The organism is Scytonema sp. PRP1 (genome assembly GCF_036697665.2).
Lineage (GTDB): Bacteria > Cyanobacteriota > Cyanobacteriia > Cyanobacteriales > Nostocaceae > Kalymmatonema > Kalymmatonema gypsitolerans.
On record NZ_JBAHYJ020000059.1, the window covers coordinates 140092 to 158757 of the forward strand.

3 protein-coding genes and 1 pseudogene are annotated in these 18666 nt (G+C 44.2%); all 4 read right to left on the reverse strand.

Features of this window, described 5'->3' with window-relative positions; genetic code table 11:
• Positions 1 to 55: 55 nt before the first annotated feature.
• Positions 56 to 7768, reverse strand: a complete 7713-nt coding sequence (locus V5G28_RS11995; RefSeq protein WP_332997538.1) for an amino acid adenylation domain-containing protein — start codon at positions 7766 to 7768, stop codon at positions 56 to 58.
• 111 nt (positions 7769 to 7879) lie between these two features.
• A pseudogene (locus tag V5G28_RS12000) lies at positions 7880 to 10123 on the reverse strand (non-ribosomal peptide synthetase); the annotation flags it as partial.
• Between the two features lie 16 nt (positions 10124 to 10139).
• Positions 10140 to 11351 carry a condensation domain-containing protein gene (locus V5G28_RS12005; RefSeq protein ID WP_336230445.1) on the reverse strand — a complete coding sequence of 404 codons (1212 nt, stop codon included), beginning with the start codon at positions 11349 to 11351 and terminating at the stop codon, positions 10140 to 10142.
• Between the two features lie 119 nt (positions 11352 to 11470).
• Positions 11471 to 18058: an amino acid adenylation domain-containing protein gene (locus V5G28_RS12010; protein ID WP_332997543.1), complete on the reverse strand. Its 6588-nt coding sequence runs from the start codon at positions 18056 to 18058 to the stop codon at positions 11471 to 11473.
• Between the last annotated feature and the right edge of the window lie 608 nt (positions 18059 to 18666).

An 18666-nucleotide genomic window follows, 5' to 3' on the forward strand; every position in this document is an offset into this window, starting at 1 on the left:
GGATAAAATTTACTTGAGGACGTGTTTTCAACTGTTGTAGTTTAAGGGTTGTAATTTAAAGTTCAATTTCCTCTTCGTCTGAGTTGAGAGGCTGCATACTTTCGTCGATGGAATTAACCCAAATGCAGGTATCAAGGTAATTCGCCAATTCATTAAGGGTGGGGAATTCAAATATCTTCTGCAGAGGCAATTCCACTTTGAATTTATCACGGATGCGGGCAATCAGTCGGGTGGCTAATAGGGAATGACCTCCTAAATTGAAGAAGTTGTCTTGTCGGGCTATGACTTCATATTTAAGCAGCTTTGCCCATAGTTGAGCCAGCAATTTTTCTGTTTCTGTTACAGGTAATTCGATGTCTTTTGCTGCAACTGCCGTCTCTGGTGCTCTTAATGCTTTGCGGTCTACTTTTCCATTCGGCGTCAGTGGTAGTTTTTCTAAGACAGTGAAATGGTTAGGAATCATATATTCGGGGAGATTTTTTTCCAGAAAATCCCGCCATTCTTCTAATAAAGCTGGATCAACTTGAGGAGTGCGAAATTGCAACGGTTGATTTGCGTAATGTTGCCAAGGTTTCAGGCGCAGATGGTTTGTTGTTGCAAATCGTGGTACTGTCACCTGTCCGGGGATATTCCTTTGAAAAACAACATCGTAACAGGCAAACCCTGTAGAACTATATTGTATGAAAGGCGTATAGGGCAAATCTTGCGCTAAAGTTCGGAAGGCTTCAGGTTCTATCCCTAATTTGGCTTGTGCAACTGCTGCTTTCAAGTCTGAAACAGTACCATCTAATTGAGCAATTTGTTCTAACAACACCATTTCGGAAGTCAGACGCGCATTAGGAATATCTTTAATGCCTAGCAAATCCGGTTGCTGAGTTGTTAAAATTTTCTCGATTGTTTCCAGATTCAACTGTTGGGCTTGCCAATCTAACCATTCAGGTTCTCCCACGGGAGTATTTGTCTGATCCAAATGTAAAACAACGTCATAACGAAAACGGTTCATCTCCGTCTGAGCATAACCCCGTTTTAATTGAATCTGCACATGACTAATCCGAGGAAATCTTTGTTTGAGGGCGATAAAGAAATCAGGATCAATCAGTAATTCACCTTCGGTGCGGATGCTTTTTTGAATCTGTTGACGCAAGTCCTTGATTGATAAGTCATCGGGGGCGCGATAAAACTCAACTGCGGTGTGGAACGCTTCCAGCAGATGGAGATTTCGCACATCTCCAATAAAGATTGCTCCCTGAGTCGTCACAGCGTTAACAGCCCCCTCCAAAACTTCCAAAAAGTAATCCAAGGAGGGAAAATACTGGATGACAGAATTCATGATCACCAAGTCATAAGCACCCGTTTCAATGCCGTCAAACTCGTGAGCTGCACTCGCTTTTAAGCTAATGTCATCAAGAAACTGTCGTTTGAGATGTTGTTCAATATACTGCAATGCGCCCGGTGAAAAATCTGTTCCTAGATAATGCTGAGTATGAGGTGCAATTTTAAACAATAACATTCCCGTGCCGCAACCAATTTCCCAAACTCGTTTTGGTTCAAGTTCCAGAATTTGGTCAACTATTGTATCTCTCCATTCTTGCATCGCCGCTTTGGGATACGGTTGTCCCGTATATCTGCCATTCCAGCCAGCTAGATTGAGAGTTGGATCGTCTGGTGAATTAGGGTTGTTGGAGTAAGAATCATTAAAGACTTGCTGCCACAATTCTACCTGTTGACCTTGCAGATTCTCATCCTCTATCGCTGTTGGGACAATATATGCCACTAGACGTTGATCAAAATCAGTGTCCTCCCGTACAATGACAACTGCTTCCTTAATTTTTGGATGTTTGACTAATGACGCTTCAATCTCACCTAATTCAATCCGAAAACCACGAAGTTTAACTTGATGATCGATGCGACCTAAGTATTGCAGATTGCCGTCAGGTAGCCAGCGGGCTAAATCGCCAGTTTTATAAATCCGCTCAGTTTGGTTGAACAAGTTGAGGTGAATGAATTTTTCAGCGCTTAGATCGGGACGATTCAAATAGCCCTGTGCTAAACCTGCACCTGCGATACAAAGTTCCCCAGGAACACCAGGAGGAAGGGGTTGGTTGTAGCTATCTAGAATATAAGTGCGGGTGTTGGCGATCGCCTTACCGATAGTTGGTTCATGCTGGGCATTTTTGGCAACTTTCGTAAAAGTCGAGTAAGTTGTGTCTTCAGAAGGACCATAGAGATTATAAACTTCTGTCACAGATGTGGATTGATATAAAGCCTGTACCAAACTATTTTTTAGTGGTTCGCCAGCTAAATTGATAACTTGAACACTTGCCGGAATAGCATTCATATTCAGCAGTTCAGCAGCAGCACTTGGTACAGTATTAATCAACGTAATCGGTACAATACTTTTACGTGCTTGCTCAATGTAGAGTGCATTTTCAACCACAATGACACTACCACCTTGAGTCAGGGGGACAAAAATTTCAAAGATGGAGAGGTCGAAACAAATTGAGGTTGATGCTAAGACACCTGCAAGCTGTTCTGCACTGAAAACTGAATGCGCCCACTTGAGCAGAACTACCGGACTATAATGGGCTATGGCAACACCTTTAGGTCGCCCTGTGGAACCAGAAGTATAAATGACATAAGCCAAATCATCAGGGCTATTTTGTAAGTTGGGATTGTCCGTTGACTGATGAGCTGGTGTTTCTTGCTCCAGAAACACAACTTGACAGGAATTTTGCAGTTTTTCTAAAGGAAGTTGCTTTTTAATAGATTTTGTTGTTAGTAATACAGAGGCATTACTATCTTCGAGCATTAAATGAATGCGTTCTTGAGGATAACTCGGATCAATCGGCACATAAGCCCCACCTGCTTTGAGGATAGCAAAGATACCAATGACCATTTCCAGTGTTCGCTCTACGCAAATCGCCATCAATGGGTTGTTAGGTAACTGTTGCTCTCTTTTGAGTTGCAACAGGTAGTGGGCAAGCTGATTAGCTTTTTGGTTGAGTTCTTGATAACTCAGGCTACAATCTTCAAACACCACTGCAATGTTATCGGGCGTTTTTGCTACCTGTTGTTCAAACAGAGTCACCAAAGTCTGGTCTTTGTTGTTGATACCGGTGTGATTCCAAACTTGCAGTTGTTGGATTTCTGCTGTTGTGATTAAGGGTAGCCTACTGATGGGCTGTTGGGGATTTTGGGCGATCGCTTCAAGCAAAACCTCCAAGTGTCCTGCCATGCGCCTAATCGTTTCAGCCTCAAATAAATCGGTGGCATATTCCCACATACAGTGCAGCTGGTCGCCCCTTTCGCAAAGATACAGTGTCAAATCAAACTTGGCAAATGGATAACTTTGCTCCAAGTATTGAATATTAAGCCCTGGTAAATTAACATTCGTCCCCGCACTTTCCGTGTTTTGCAACACCATCATGACTTGGAATAAGGGGTTATGGCTCAGACTGCGTTCTGGTTGTAACTGTTCTACCAAATACTCAAAGGGAATATCTTGATGAGCATAAGCATCTAAGCAAGTGTGGCGGGTTTGTTGGAGTAACTCGCTAAAGCTTTGCTCTGGCTTGATTTTGCTACGCAATACCAAGGTGTTGACAAAAAAGCCGATTAACCCTTCTGTGTAGCTATGGGTGCGGTTAGCAATGGGAGAACCAATACATAAGTCGTCTTGCCGGCTGTAACGAGATAGTAAAATACTAAAAGCCGTCAACAGGGTCATAAACAAACTCACGCCCTGTTCTTGACTCACAGCTTTGAGCAATGAAGTCAGTTCATTGCTTAAACAGTATTCTTCTTGGGCACCTTGGTAACTTTGCAAAGCGGGACGAGGATGGTCAGTGGGTAACTCCAGCAACGGGGGAGCATCGCTGAGTTGTTGTTTCCAGTAATTTTCCTGCTTTGCTAAAATATCCCCTTGTAACCAACTGCGCTGCCAAGCTGCATAATCACTATACTGAATCGGTAACTCTTCCCAATTTGGGGCTTGACCTTGAGCGAAAGCACAGTAAGCTTGTTGCCATTCCCGCTTAAATACACCCATTGACCAGCCGTCGCTGATAATGTGGTGCATATTAATGAGCAGCACATATTTCTGCTGTGTAAGTTGCAGCAGTTTTGCTTTGAACACCGGACCAGCATTTAAGTCAAAGGGTTCTTGGGCATGGCTATCGGCTAACCGTTGTAGTGTTTCTGCTTGAGTGTGGCGATCGAGTTCCTGTAAGTCTGCAATCGCCAACACTTCTATATCCTCTGGATTTTGGACGACGACTTGCGGCTCTCCCTCCAAGACTGGGAAATATGTGCGTAAACTAGTATGGCGTTTGAGCAAATACGCGAAACTTGCACGTAACGCCTCTATATTCAAATTGCCCTCAAGTTGCAGAGCCATTGGCATATTGTAGGTAGCCGAGGTTCCTGTCCCTTCAAGCTGGGCTAAAAACCAAAGTCTTGATTGGGCAAAGGACATTTTAGGAGCATTTTCTGGCTGGGGTGCGATGGGAGGTAAGGTAAGCTCGGAAGCGGCTTTGTCAATTTCTGTTGCCAACTCAGACAAAATGCTCTGCTCAAATACCTTGCGGACAGGCAATTCTACGCCAAAACTGTCACGAATACGGGCAACCAATTGGGTAGCTAATAGAGAATGTCCACCCAGTTCAAAGAAGTTGTTAGCGCGACCAACAGATTTCACTTTTAAAAGAACCTGCCATAAACTAGCCAGCAGTTCTTCTGTTGGAGTCACTGGCATTTCCCAATCAGTGGAGGTAGCTATATCTGCTGCTGGTAGACATTGCCGATCTAGTTTACCGTTAGGGGTAAGGGGCAACCTATCCAATACCATAATCTGGCTAGGAACCATATAATTCGGCAGGCGAGTTTTGAGGTAATCCTTGAGTTGACCCGCTAAATTAAAGGCTTTTTCCGCCGCCGTGACATATGCCACTAACCTAGGACTATTATCAGGTTCATATAAAATGACAACAGCTTCTTTAACTGAAGGATGATGTAATAATAGCGATTCAATTTCACCCAATTCGATGCGGAAGCCCCGCAGTTTTACTTGGTTGTCAATCCGCCCTAGGTATTCTAAGTTACCATCCTGCAACCATCTTGCCAGGTCACCAGTTTTGTAAATTCGCTCAGTTTTACCAAATAATTCAACACATATGAATTTTTCGGCGGTAGTTTCAGGACGGTTGAGATAGCCTCGTGCTAATCCAACCCCAGCGATACACAATTCCCCAGGAATACCAGGGGGTAATAGTTGATTGTGTGCATTTAAAATATAGATGCGGATATTCGGCAAAGGTTGACCGATAAGTGGTTTTTTGCCGTTCGGTTGAACTAGAGCGATCGCAGCATTCACCGTTGATTCCGTCGGTCCGTAGCAATTGAAGAAACGCCGTCCCGTTGCCCATTGTGTCACTAATTCGGCTGAGCAAGCTTCACCACCAACGGTTAAGCATTGTAAATCGGGTAAACTTGCTTGAGGTAAGACAGATAAAGCCGAAGGAGATAAAAAGCTATGGGTAATTTTATGCTGGGCTAAGAAGTCAACTAAGATTTGACTGGGTAATAAGGTGTCTTTGTTGGCAAGATACAAGCAAGCACCAGTGACGAAGGTAGTAGCAATTTCCGCAATAGACAAATCAAAACTAAAAGAACCAAACTGAAGCAAACGGCTTTGGGGTTGAACTTGAAAAGTTTTCGCCCAAGAATTGCTGAGATTGACAATAGAGTCATGCGAAATCATGACCCCTTTAGGTCGTCCTGTCGAACCAGAGGTGTAGATGACGTAAGCTAAATCATCAGGTGTACTTTTTGGACTGGGATTATCTGTTGATTCTTCGGCAAAAGTTTCCTTATCCAAACAAATGACTTGAGGTGAGTGTTTCAAGTTCACGCCAAGTAATTCATCCTTGAGGAAACTTTGGGTCAGCAACACCGATGTCCCAGAATCTTGTAGCATGAACCCAATACGCTCTTTGGGATAATTGGGGTCAATCGGTACATAAGCACCACCTGCTTTAAGGATACCGAGTACACCAATAATCATTTCTAAAGAACGTTCAACGCAGATACCAATTAAGGTGTCTGGCTTAATTTGGTGATTTTGAATCAGATAATGAGCCAGTTGGTTGGCTTTTTGATTCAGTTGCTGGTAAGTAAGTCGGTGGGATTCAAACACCAAAGCCAGATGATCAGGGTTTTTGGCAACTTCAGCTTCAAACAGGTCAACTAGAGTTTTATCGTGGGGATAATCAGTTTGAGTTTGATTGCAGATTTGCAGTTGCTGATGTTCAGCTTCTGTAAGAAACGGTAAAGAATGAATAAGTTGTTGAGGGTTAGCAACAATTCCCTCAAGCAGAACTTCAAAATGTCCCGCCATCCGTTGAATGGTTTTAGCTTCAAACAAGTCTGTTGCATATTCCCATTCTCCTATCAATCCCTGGGACGTTTCTCGAAAAATCAGCGACAAATCAAACAGAGTCGTCGTGTTTTCCCACTCAAAACGGGTAACAGTTAATCCATTGGTTTCAAGTTGCTGCTGAGTTTCATTTTGTAAGCCAAAAGCTACTTGAAATAAGGGATGATGAGAAAGCGATCGCTCTAAGCCTAGTTCATCGACTAGTTTCTCAAAAGGTAAGTCTTGATGGTCATAAGCATCCAAGGTGACTTGCTTCACCCGGTTGAGTAATTCTAAGAAACTTGGATTCCCTTGCAGGTTGGTACGCAAAGCTAGGGTATTGACAAAAAAGCCAATCAATGGTTCTATTTCACGACGGTTACGATTGGCGATCGCAGAACCAACCACAATATCCTCTTGTCCACTGTAGCGCGACAGTAAGAGCGTAAATGCTGTCAGTAGAGTCATAAACAGGGTGGTTCCTGACTCCTGACTCAAGCGCTTCAGCTTCTGTGTTAAATCTTGATTGAGTTGCAAAAACTCGCTACGCCCCCTGAAACTTTGAACTGAAGGGCGGGGTTTATCTGTGGGTAATTCTAACAGGGGCGGGACTGCGGCTAATTGTTTTTGCCAGTAATTGAGTTGGGTTTGGAGAACCTCTCCCTGTAGCCATTGTCTTTGCCAGTGGGCGAAATCGGCATATTGTAGCGATAATTCGGGTAAGGGAGACGGTTGTCCAGCACAAAATGCAGTATACAGGGTGAACAATTCATTGCGGAATATGTCCATTGACCAACCATCACAAACGATATGATGGATGACGAGGAATAGCAGATGGGATTGGTCAGCCAGTTGTAACAACTTTACCCGCAGCAAAGGTGGATTTGATAAATCAAAAGGCTGTTGCAATTCTTCTGTGGCTAACTGCTGCGCTTTCCGTAACTGATTTTCTTTTGTCAATTGTCGCCAGTCTAGCAGTTGTATTGTCAGCTCGGGATGAGCGTGAATCACCTGTATGGGCGATTCATTGACAACTGCGAAGGTGGTGCGTAACACTTCATGACGTTGAACAATTTCTCTAATAGTTTGTTCTAAAGCAGCTTTATTAAGAAATCCGTTAAGTAGCAAGAAAAACGGGACATTGTAGACGCAATTTTCGCCTTCTAGTTGGTCGAGAAACCACAGTCTTTGTTGGGCAAAGGAGAGGGGAAGGGGTTGTTCCCGCGATACAGGTGTTAGGGGGGGAGTGAGCCTGCTATTATTTTGTGAAGATTGCTGTTGCTTTTTCAGTTTTTGTAGGACTAATTCTCGCTTTTCTGGTGAAAGGGTTTCAAGACGTTTTAGTATATCGCTCATAATACTTAATTACTGAAAATTAAATTTTTTGAATATAACCTACCTCTTGTGGGGTGGGCTTCTAGCCTGCCCAGGTATCAAGGGCGGGCAGGATGCCCACCCCACAAGAATCTATATTTCTACAAAACTGGCATCTTCCCGAAGTAATTGTTGTGTCACTTCTTCCTCTGATAACTGATCGACTTCCCCTAAAATCTGTGCTAAGGCATCATTTTCTGCTTGTTCAATCTGTTGAGCAATCACTTTTTGGGCGAGTTCAGCAATGGTTGGATTTTCAAACAGATAACGCAGAGGAAAATTTAGAGAAAAGGCTTCTCTTAATCGAGAAACGACTTGGGTTGCGAGTAAAGAATGTCCACCCAACTCGAAAAAGTTATCGTGAATTCCAACCTGTTTTAATCTGAGAACTTCAGTCCAAATTGTGGCTAATTCTTGTTCGGTAGACGTGCGAGGAGCAACAAAATCAACGTCTAAGCTTCTTTGGGAAACATCTGGAGCAGGCAAAGCACGGCGATTTATCTTACCATTAGGAGTTAGAGGGAATTCCTCAAGAAATACGAAAGCGGCGGGAATCATGTAGTCAGGCAGCTTTTTCTTGAGGAAGTTTCGCAGAGTGCTAGCAGTTGGTGGGTTATCTTTGGTTAGGAGATAGGCAACTAAGTACTTGTTTCCGGGTTCATCTTCCCGCGCAATGACTACGACTTGCTTTATATCTGGGTGTTGAATTAAAACCGCCTCAATTTCTTCTAATTCGATGCGAAAACCCCGAATCTTAACTTGTGTATCAATTCGACCTAGAAATTCCAGATTTCCATCAGGGAGACGGCGGACTAAATCTCCGGTTTTGTAAAGTGTTTCACCCTCAACAAAAGGATTAGGAATAAATCTTTCACGGGTTAATGTTGGTTGATTTAAGTAACCTCTAGCAACACTTGCCCCACCCACATAAAGTTCTCCAGGAACCTCAAGAGGAACCCTGTGTAAATCCCCATCTAGTAAGTAAACTTTCCTGTCGCCGATAGGTTTTCCGATGGGAATGGAATGGACATTTTGAGCAAGTTGTTTAGGAATCGGGTAACAAGAAGTAAAAACTGTACATTCGGAAGGACCATAAGCATGAATAATTTGGGTTCCAGGCAATAGTTCTAAGGCGCGACGAACATGAGGTATAGAAACGGATTCTCCCCCAAACAGCAGTTGTTTAACTCCTGACAAACCTTCAGGCATTGTGTCAATCATGAGATTGAATAAAGCCGTAGTCAGAAACAGGGTGTTAACCTCCTGTTCTTGGATGATGCGGCTTAAGCCCTCAGGTGTGGGAATTTTGTCTGGATAAAGCACACAACGCCCCCCGTAAAGCAAGGGCGTCCAAAGTTCTAGGGTTAGTGCATCCCAGGAAATCGATGAATGTTGTAGCCAAATTTGGTTTGCATCAAGTTGAATGTAATCAACCCCAAACATAAAACCAATAATGCTACGGTGGGGAACTTCTGTTCCTTTTGGTGTTCCCGTTGATCCAGAGGTATATATGATATAAGCTAAATTTTCTGGATTAACTTCACTAAGCAAATTGTCTTCTTTGTATTGGCCAATTATTTCCCAATCTGAGTCAAGATTCACCACTGTTTGATTGTGGATAGGAAGGCGATGGGCGAAGCCCCGCCGGGTACGGCGATCGCAATCGCACAAGTGAGTTTGTGTTAGTAAAATTGGTGCCTGTACATCTCCTAACATAAACTCTAGTCTTTCGGTGGGATAAGCGGGGTCTAGCGGAACATAAGCCCCACCCGCTTTGAGAATAGCGAGTATTCCTATCACCATTAAAGGCGTTAGCGAAGCTCCTCCTACGGAGGCTCGCTCGACACAAATTCCCACCCGTACTTCGGGTTTAACTCCCAGCGCTTGTAGGTAATGGGCTAATTGATTGGCGCGGTTATTCAACTCTCGATAAGTTAAGCGTTGCTTTTCAAATACAACTGCTACTGCGTCAGGGGTTTTTTCTACTTGTTCTTCAAATAAACTATGAATACATTTATAATGAATAGAATCTATATTTTGGCTATTCTCTTGTAGAAGTATTTGTTCCTGTTCGGCTGCACTAAGCAGGGATAATTGCGAAATATCTTGTTGTAGATTGGTTGCCATTCCTTCTAGTAATGTTTGGAAATGTCCAATCATGCGGGCAATTGTCTGTTCCTCGAAGTGACTGGTATCATAGACAATCCTGCCAGACAATTGCGATTCAGGATTCACCACGACCGTGAGAGGATAATTCGTGCGTTCAAAACAACGAAGATGACTAATTTCTAAAGTTTTTTTGGTTTGCTGTTCAGTAGAATCGAGCGGATAATTCTCCTGACTTTTTTTCACGTCATCTGGAAAAACCAACGCGAAACCTAACCCCCCAGCCCCCTTCCCTAATAGGGAAGGGGGAGAATTTAAAGCCTCTCTCCTTGCAGGAGAGAGGTTTGGAAGAGAGGTTTGACCGATCCCGTGAAAAGTAAGGATAATTCTCAAATACTAAAAGGCTGTCGAACAGTGGCATTTTTGGGGGAACATCACTTAGGCGCTGAATTTCTGCCAGGGAATAATAAGCATACTGTTCCTGCTCAAATGCTTGGGTTTGTAAATGCTTGAGCCAGGGTAATAATTCTGTCTTGGCTGTAACTTGTACCCGTATGGGGAGGGTGTTGATCAATAGCCCGACCATTGAATCGACTCCCGCCAAGTTCGGTGGGCGACCGGATACAGTTGCACCAAAGACTACATCACTTTCCCCGTTGTAGCGGGAAAGGAGTAACGCCCATGCTCCTTGCACCAAATTATTCAAGGTTAAATGATGCTGTCGCGCCGCATATTGCAGCTTCTCAGTTACCGATTGAGATAATTGGAAAGGTTGCTCATCGTATCTTCCTTGTTCCCTGTCCCCTGTCCCCTGTCCCCTGTTCCCTCCTAAAGAGGTAGGAGCCTCAAATCCCTGGAGAGTTTGTTGCCAAAAGTTTTTTGCCTGAGCAATATCCTTTTGTTGTAACCAATCAATATACTCTCGATAAGGGCGAGAGGGAAGCAGGCGTAAATGTTCGCCTCGATGGTTAGCTTCATAGAAAGCTAAAACTTCTTTCAGCACAATCTGCATTGACCAACCATCAAAGAGAATATGATGATGGCTCCAAATAAATTTGTATATCTGTTCCCCTAGGTGGATGACGGTGAAGCGCATTAGGGGAGCAACATCTAGTTGAAAGCCTTTTTGGCGATCGCCTTCCAAAAAATCCTCTAGATGCTGTTGTTGTTCATCGGGTGTTAAATTACGCCAATCCAGTTCCACCCATGGGAGTTCCACTTGCTTACTCACCATTTGCAAGGGCTTTTCTATCTCTTCCCAATAAAAAGAACTGCGTAAAACTGGGTGTCGCGCAACAACCTGCTGCCAAGCCTGCACAAATGCAGGAAAATTCAATTCCCCAGAGAGGGTGCAAAGCAATTGCTCGAAATAAAGTTCTGATTCTGGCGCATAAAGGGTATGAAAGAGCATCCCTTGCTGCATGGGCGAAAGTTCATAAAGGTCTTCGATATTCTTCACTAAACTACCTCTGGTTTGGGGATTGGGGACTGGGGATTGGGGATTGGGGATTGGGGATTGAGGGACTAATGACAAAGATGTACAGACGCGCCATGGCGCGTCTCTACAATGACTAATGACTACTTGGTTTTGTCTTTGTTAATTTTGGATAGGAATTTATCAAGCTGTTGTTGATTGAGTTTGGCAGCCGAAAAGTCAGAAGGGGTATAACCTTGTGAGTCTTCTGACTGACAGTGAGCAATCAAGGTTTTTAATGCCTCCATAAATCCCAAAGCCAAACGCTCAATGGTAGTTCTTTGATGAACTTTCTCGCTGTAAGCCCAAGTCATTTCCAATTTGCCTGCACGAATGAATCCGCTGACTCCTAACAGATGGCTGCGCTTATTGAGTAAGCTTTGTTCAGCTTTAAATTCTTTAGCCGAACCCAACACGTCAGACGCCCTAAGCACCTGGTCGAACTGACCAAGATAGTTAAAACTCACTTGTGCTTGGGGGAGTGCTTGTAGTTTTGTGCATATTGCAGCGTTTTCGTTCAAATATCGCAACACCCCATAACCAATACCCCGATTGGGAATACGCCGCAGTTGTTCTTTGACTAACTTTAAAGCCTCTCCTGGAAGGTCAACTTCTTCTAGCTGTAGGCGAACGGGGAACAAGGTGGTAAACCAACCGACAGTGCGCGACAAATCCACATCCTCAAATAAGTCTTCCCGTCCATGTCCCTCTAAATCAACAAGCAGGGAACGTTCTCCTGTCCATTGGGCAAAGCTTTGCACTAGGGCAGTTAACAGCACATCATTAATTTGAGTGTTGTAAGCAGACGGCACATCCTGCAATAAGGTACGGGTCTGTTCTTCACTTAAAGAAAGTGACACAGTAGCGGTTGAGGCTAAGGTGTTTTCCTCTTTACCTAAAGGATAGTCTACTGGCAAGCTAGTAACTTTAAAATTATACTTATTCAACCAGTAATCTAACTCCGTGGCAATTGCCTCTGATTGTCCATATTCTTTCAGGCGATCGCTCCAATATTGGAAGGAAGTTGTCTTAGCTGGTAGTTTAATAGCTTCGCCACGGCTAATTTGTTGGTAAGCAGTAGCTAAGTCTTCGAGCAATATCCGCCAGGAGATGCCATCTACTGCTAAGTGATGGATGATGAACAGTAACCGACCTGGTTGATTCTTACCCAACCGAAACAGCGCCACTCGTGCGATTGGCCCAGTAGATAAGTTCATACTAGCCTGAAGTTCAGCATCCGCAGTGTTCATCGCTGTTTCTTGTCCTTCTTTTGACAAGTATGACAAATCGATGACACTCAATGGTATAGTTTCCTGGGCTGCGGCGTTAATTTGCTGCCAGTGTTCCCCTTCCTGCATAAACTGCAGACGTAGAGCATCATGATGCAGTAACAATTGTTGCAGTATTTGCTGCAATTGCTTATGTGTCAACTCTGCTGGCACTTCCAACAGTGCTGACTGGTTAAAATAATCAGGTTCGGACAATTTCTGCTCGAAAAACCACTGCTGGATTGGTGTCAGCACCACCTTACCTGTCACTAACCCTTGTTCTGCTTTGACAGAGCGAGTAATACCTGCCACAGCAGCTAACTCAGCAACCGTTTGGTACTTAAATAGCTGTTTGGGAGCAATTTGGATACCCGCCTGATTCGCACGGGAAATTATCTGAATGCTGAGGATAGAATCTCCACCCAGTTCAAAAAAGTTATCATGGATGCCGACTTTTTCTAGTCTTAAAATTTCTGACCAGATTGCCGCTAATTTCTCTTCTGTAAGTGTACGGGCCGCAACAAATTTATCTTCTGCACTGCGAGAAAACTCAGGCGTCGGTAGGGCGCGGTAGTCTACCTTCTGGTTGGGTGTCATGGGCAGCGCTTCCAGCACCACGAACGCCGAGGGCACCATATAATTAGGTAGCTTCTGCTTGAGAAAATGGCGCAATTCATCGGTTGTTGGTTGCAGCTGGTGCGGCACAACATAAGCCACTAAGCGTTTTTGTCCGGGAATGTCTTCACGGGCAATGACGACAGCTTGGAACACCTGTGGATGTTGACGTAGCGTCGTCTCAATTTCTCCCAACTCGATGCGGAAGCCGCGAATCTTCACCTGGTTGTCAACTCGACCGAGATATTCCAGGGTGCCATCTGCTCGAAATCTTGCTAAATCTCCTGTTTTGTATAGTCGGTCACAGGTGGCATAAGCAATCGGATTCTGGATAAATTTTTCCGCTGTAAGTTCAGGACGTTGCCAATACCCTCTAGCTAAGGAAGCTCCGCCAATGTGCAGTTCTCCAGGAACTCCTATCGGTACAGGTTGCAGATATTGATCTAAGATATAAACTTGAGTATTGCTTATAGGTCGTCCAATCGCAACAGAAGTGGCGGTTGAGGAATTGAGGCAGTGTAGGGTGGTGATGACCGTTGCTTCCGTTGGTCCGTAACTATTAAATAATTGGGGTGGATTAGGGAGATGAGCAACACTACTGTGCCAATGCTTCACTTTTTCAAGTTGAGCTTCTTCTCCACCAATAATCACGATTTTCAGACTTGCGGGAATACGTCCGTCTTGAGGGTTAAGTTCCGCCACCAACTGATGCCAGTATGCTGTGGGGAGATCCAACATGGTCAATTGCCATTCTCGGCAACATCGCCAAAATTCATCGCTGGAGTGCAACATCTGTTCGGTGCGTAATATTAACGTTGCACCGACTAAAAGACAAGGAAAGATTTCTTCAATAGATGTATCAAAGCAGATAGACGCAAATTGGAGAATGCGCTCGCTTGGATTAATTCCATATTCGTGGGTGGCAGTCATGACAAAATTTATCAGTGACCGATGTTCAATCATCACTCCTTTGGGTTTACCCGTGGAACCAGAGGTGTAAATAATGTAAGCAAGGTTGTGGAGTTGAACGTCAGTAATAGGATTGACAGTACTGTGTTGAGCAATGACTGACCAGTCCGTATCTAAACAAATTGTTTTTCCAGTATAATCTGGTAGTTTGTCCTGCAATCTTTGTTGAGTCAACAGGATGCCCAGTTGCGTATCTTCTAGAATCTCAGCCAGTCGCTCTTTGGGATAAGCAGGGTCAAGGGGAACATAAGCACCACCCGCTTTGAGAATGCCGAGTAAGCCAACTATCATTTCAAGAGAACGGTCAACGCAGATACCAACTAGGGTTTCTGGTTTGACTCCCAAACTTTGCAGATAGTGTGCTATTTGGTTGGCGCGATCGCTCAATTCACGGTAGGTTAATTGTTGACCATCCTGCTCTACAGCTATAGCATTAGGTGTTAACTCGACCTGAGTCGCAAATAACTCATGGATACACTCGTCTTTTGCATATTCCCTGTGAGTTTGATTCCATTTCACCAGCAACTGTTGTTGAGCCTGAGTTAACAGAGGTAATTCCCCAAGATGCTGCTCTGGGTTAGTAACAATTACCTCTAGTAAATTTTGATACTGCTCCAGCATTCGTTGGATTGTAGCAGCATCGAAGAGGTCGCTGTTGTATTCTAAGACTAGGGTAATTCCCTTGGCTCCTGTTTTAGAACCGTTTTGCACACGTTGTTCAAAACGCGGTATGACCAGGAAATCCAGATCAAACTTAGCGGATTTGTTGCTGATGGGTTCATGCAAGCTGATGTCCAAGCCAGGGAGACTCAAGTCCGGCATGGGGGAATCATGGAAGCTGAACATTACTTGAAACAAGGGATTGTGACTCAAGTTGCGTATTGGCTTGAGAACTTCCACCACTTTATCGAAGGGTAAGTCTTCGTTAGCATAAGCTTCCATAGTACAGGAGCGCACTCGACCAAGTAACTCCCGAAATGTAGGATTACCTGACAAATCGGTGCGTAAAACCAAGTTATTGACAATCATGCCAATTAACTTCTCTATCTCGTGCATCCGCCGATTGGCAACAGCAGTCCCCACGCACAGATCGTCCTGTCCAGTGTAGCGGTGTAACATTACCAAAAAAGTTGCCAGCATCGTCATGAATAAGGTAACACCTTCTTGACGGCTCAGAACTCGCAGAGATTCGCACAAGTCGATGGGCAACTCTACCCTAATTTGATTGCCCTTGTAAGTTTGTTCGGCTGGTCGCGGGCGGTCTAATGGTAATTCCAACAACGGTGAACTGCCGGATAACTTCTGTTGCCAGTAAGCTAATTGGGCTTGGGCTTCCTGGCTTTTGACCCACTGTCGCTGCCAATGGGCAAAGTCTGCAAACTGCAAGAGTGGTTCAGTCAGTGGAGAAGGATTACCCAAAGAGAATGCTTGATAAAGTTCCACCAATTCACCCAGGAACACGTTGAATGACCAACCATCATGAATCATGTGATGTTCGATGTGGATCAACAGATGTTCTTGGTCATTTAACTTCAACAAAACCCACTTAACTAATGGTAATTGATTCAGGTCAAGGGGCTTTTGCACTTCTGTCTCAACTAGTTTCTGAGCCTCTGTTTGACGCTCAGATTCAGGGAATGACTGGACGTCAATTACTGTGAAACTGATTGGTTGGTGTGGGTGGATGACCTGAAATAGCCGCCCATTTACCCCAGGATAAGTTGTGCGAAAGATTTCATGACGCAGTACAATCTCGCTGAGGCACTGTTGTAATACTGCTATATTGAGTTGACCATGAAATCGCAGAGTTGCCTGGAATTGGTAGGCGTTACTTTCTGGAGCCAATTGCTGGATGAAGTACACTCGCTCTTGGGCAAAGGAGACTGGCAAGAGTCCTTCATGGGGAATTCGTTCTATGGCAAGACGTTGCCACTGTTGGTCTCCTTGACCCTGTTGAATGAGTTGAGCTAGACTCCCTATAGTGGGGTTTTCAAATATTTGGTGAAAAGATAACTCGACAGTGAAAACTTCGCGCACGCGAGAAAGCATCTGAGTTGCAATTAGGGAATGACCACCCAGATGAAAAAAATTATCATTAGCTCCAATCTGCTCAAGTCCCAGTAACTCAGCCCAGATGAGGGCTAACTTCTCCTCAATTGGGTTACGAGGCGCGACGAAGGTTTCTTCGAGATTGGGACGCGAGCGATCGCTTGCGGGAAGGTTTCGACGATCCACCTTACCATTAGGGGTAAGGGGCAAAGAGTCGAGAATCACAAAGACTGCTGGCACCATATAATTGGGCAGCTTTTCTTCAAGGAAGCGTTTTAAGGTAGTGACGTTCCCTTCCGGCTTTTGATTAAGAACAATATAGGCGACAAGCCGCTTATCACCAGGAATGTCTTCACGGGCGATGACCACTGCCTGACGTACATCCGGGTGTTGACTCAAAAGCGCCTCAATTTCTCCCAGTTCAATGCGGAAGCCGCGAATCTTCACCTGATTATCAACTCGACCAATGAAGATAATGTTGCCATCGCTTAAGAACCGAGCTAAGTCACCTGTTTTGTAAAGCTTCTTGCTTCCTGCATCCTCAAACGGATTAGGAATAAATTTTTCCTGGGTTAATTCTGGGCGGTTGAGGTAGCCCCGTGCCAAGCCGTCACCGCCAATATATAATTCACCAGAAGTACCAATGGGGACTGGTTGAAGTTTGGAATCGAGTATGTAGATTTGTGTATTGGAAATCGGGCGACCAATCGGCAAAGTTGTTGCCGCTTCTGCAACGTCCTCTACTAGATACCAACAAGAGAATGTTGTACTCTCAGTCGGACCATAAACATGTAGCAATCGCTGTGGTGCTCCATTCCTCAGAACTGCTTTGACCGACTTAGGATCTACAGCTTCGCCGCCAAATAGCAAGTATCGCACATCTTTAAATGCCTGGGGGACAATACTTGCTAACTGATTAAATAAGGCAGTGGTCAAGAATAATACACTGATTCCTTGTTCACGGATGTACGCTGCGAAATGCCGAGGCGAAAGCAGAACATTTTGAGGAATGATTACCAGCTTAGCCCCGTGCAAGAGAGCACCCCAGATCTCGAAAGTGGCTGCGTCAAAGGAAGCATTTGAGGCTTGGGCAATGCGTAGTTTACCGCCGTAGGCATCGCTCTTGTCTAACTGCACATAGTTGGTGTTGCATACTAACCGATTGACAGCCCGATGCGGTACAGTGACTCCCTTTGGTGTTCCTGTAGAACCAGAGGTATAGATGACATAAGCCAGGTTTTCAGGCGTCACGTCGCTCGTAGGGTTCTCTTGGCTTTGGTGATTGATAAATTCCCAGTCAGTATCTAGACAAACCGTCTTCACCCCGCTTTCAGTAAACCCTGCAACGAACTTTTCCTGAGTCAATAGCACCTGCACTTGTGAATCTGCCAGCATAAAGCTCAGACGTTCTTCGGGATATGTTGGATCTAACGGCACATAAGCTCCACCCGCCTTGAGAATGCCCAACATTCCTACTACCATTTCCCAAGAGCGTTCAACGCAAATCCCTACCAGTCCTTCTGTCCCTACACCCAAAGATTGCAGATAATGTGCTATTTTGTTGGCTCGGTGGTTCAACTCTTGATAGGTAAATTTCTGGTCATTAAAGACGACAGCAATATTGTCTGGAGTTTTTTCCACTTGTGCTTCAAATAAGTGATGTATGCACAAATGTTTGGGGTAATCTACCCTTGTATCATTCCATTCCACCAATATTTTATGTCGCTCCTGCTCAGTTAAAGCAGAAAAATCATCAACAGAATGAGTAGAACCAATCATAATTTCTTGCATAAAGTTAATTAAATAGGCGTCAATATTTCATATGTGGGATAAAGGAGCAGGCTGAATCATTTTAGATTTTGGATAATGGTTATACAGCAATCCCAGATAGGACGTGAACATTATGCTTTTTATATCAACCGCCAAGACGAGCCAGCGCGAATGACGGCTTTCCCGACCTAGACGACTGGCGTCGCCAAGGACACCAAGAGAAGAAATAAAGAGATTTGTTCACAAACTATTTAGGATGACTGTAAAATGTGTTTTTTCAAAGTTGAGAAAGTAATCTGAGATTTTGCATCTGTTGCAACAGTGAGTCGGCGAAGCTTCCAAACCCTCGTTACCAGCTTCAACCTGGTAATGAGATATTAGAGCCTCTGGCTCTTATTGAGAATGGTGCAAGATTTGAGTAATGGAATACACGAGCATATCAATTATTTTTAATAATAACCTTTGAGGGTTTAATCCGGTGAAATTGGACTAACAGACTATTTTCTTTTCTCACCACAATTGCAATTTAATGCGTTAGCGTTCGTGCACCGTTTAGTTGTCGCTTTGCGCAGCGTCTCGTACAGAAAAAATCGCTTAACTTAGTACAGCATTTGATTAATTTGTAGCAC

Bases quoted from the DNA above. Each gene is read 5' to 3' on its own strand.
- V5G28_RS11995 (WP_332997538.1), bottom strand. From the start codon at position 7,768: ATGAGCGATATACTAAAACGTCTTGAAACCCTTTCACCAGAAAAGCGA.
- V5G28_RS12010 (WP_332997543.1), bottom strand. From the start codon at position 18,058: ATGCAAGAAATTATGATTGGTTCTACTCATTCTGTTGATGATTTTTCT.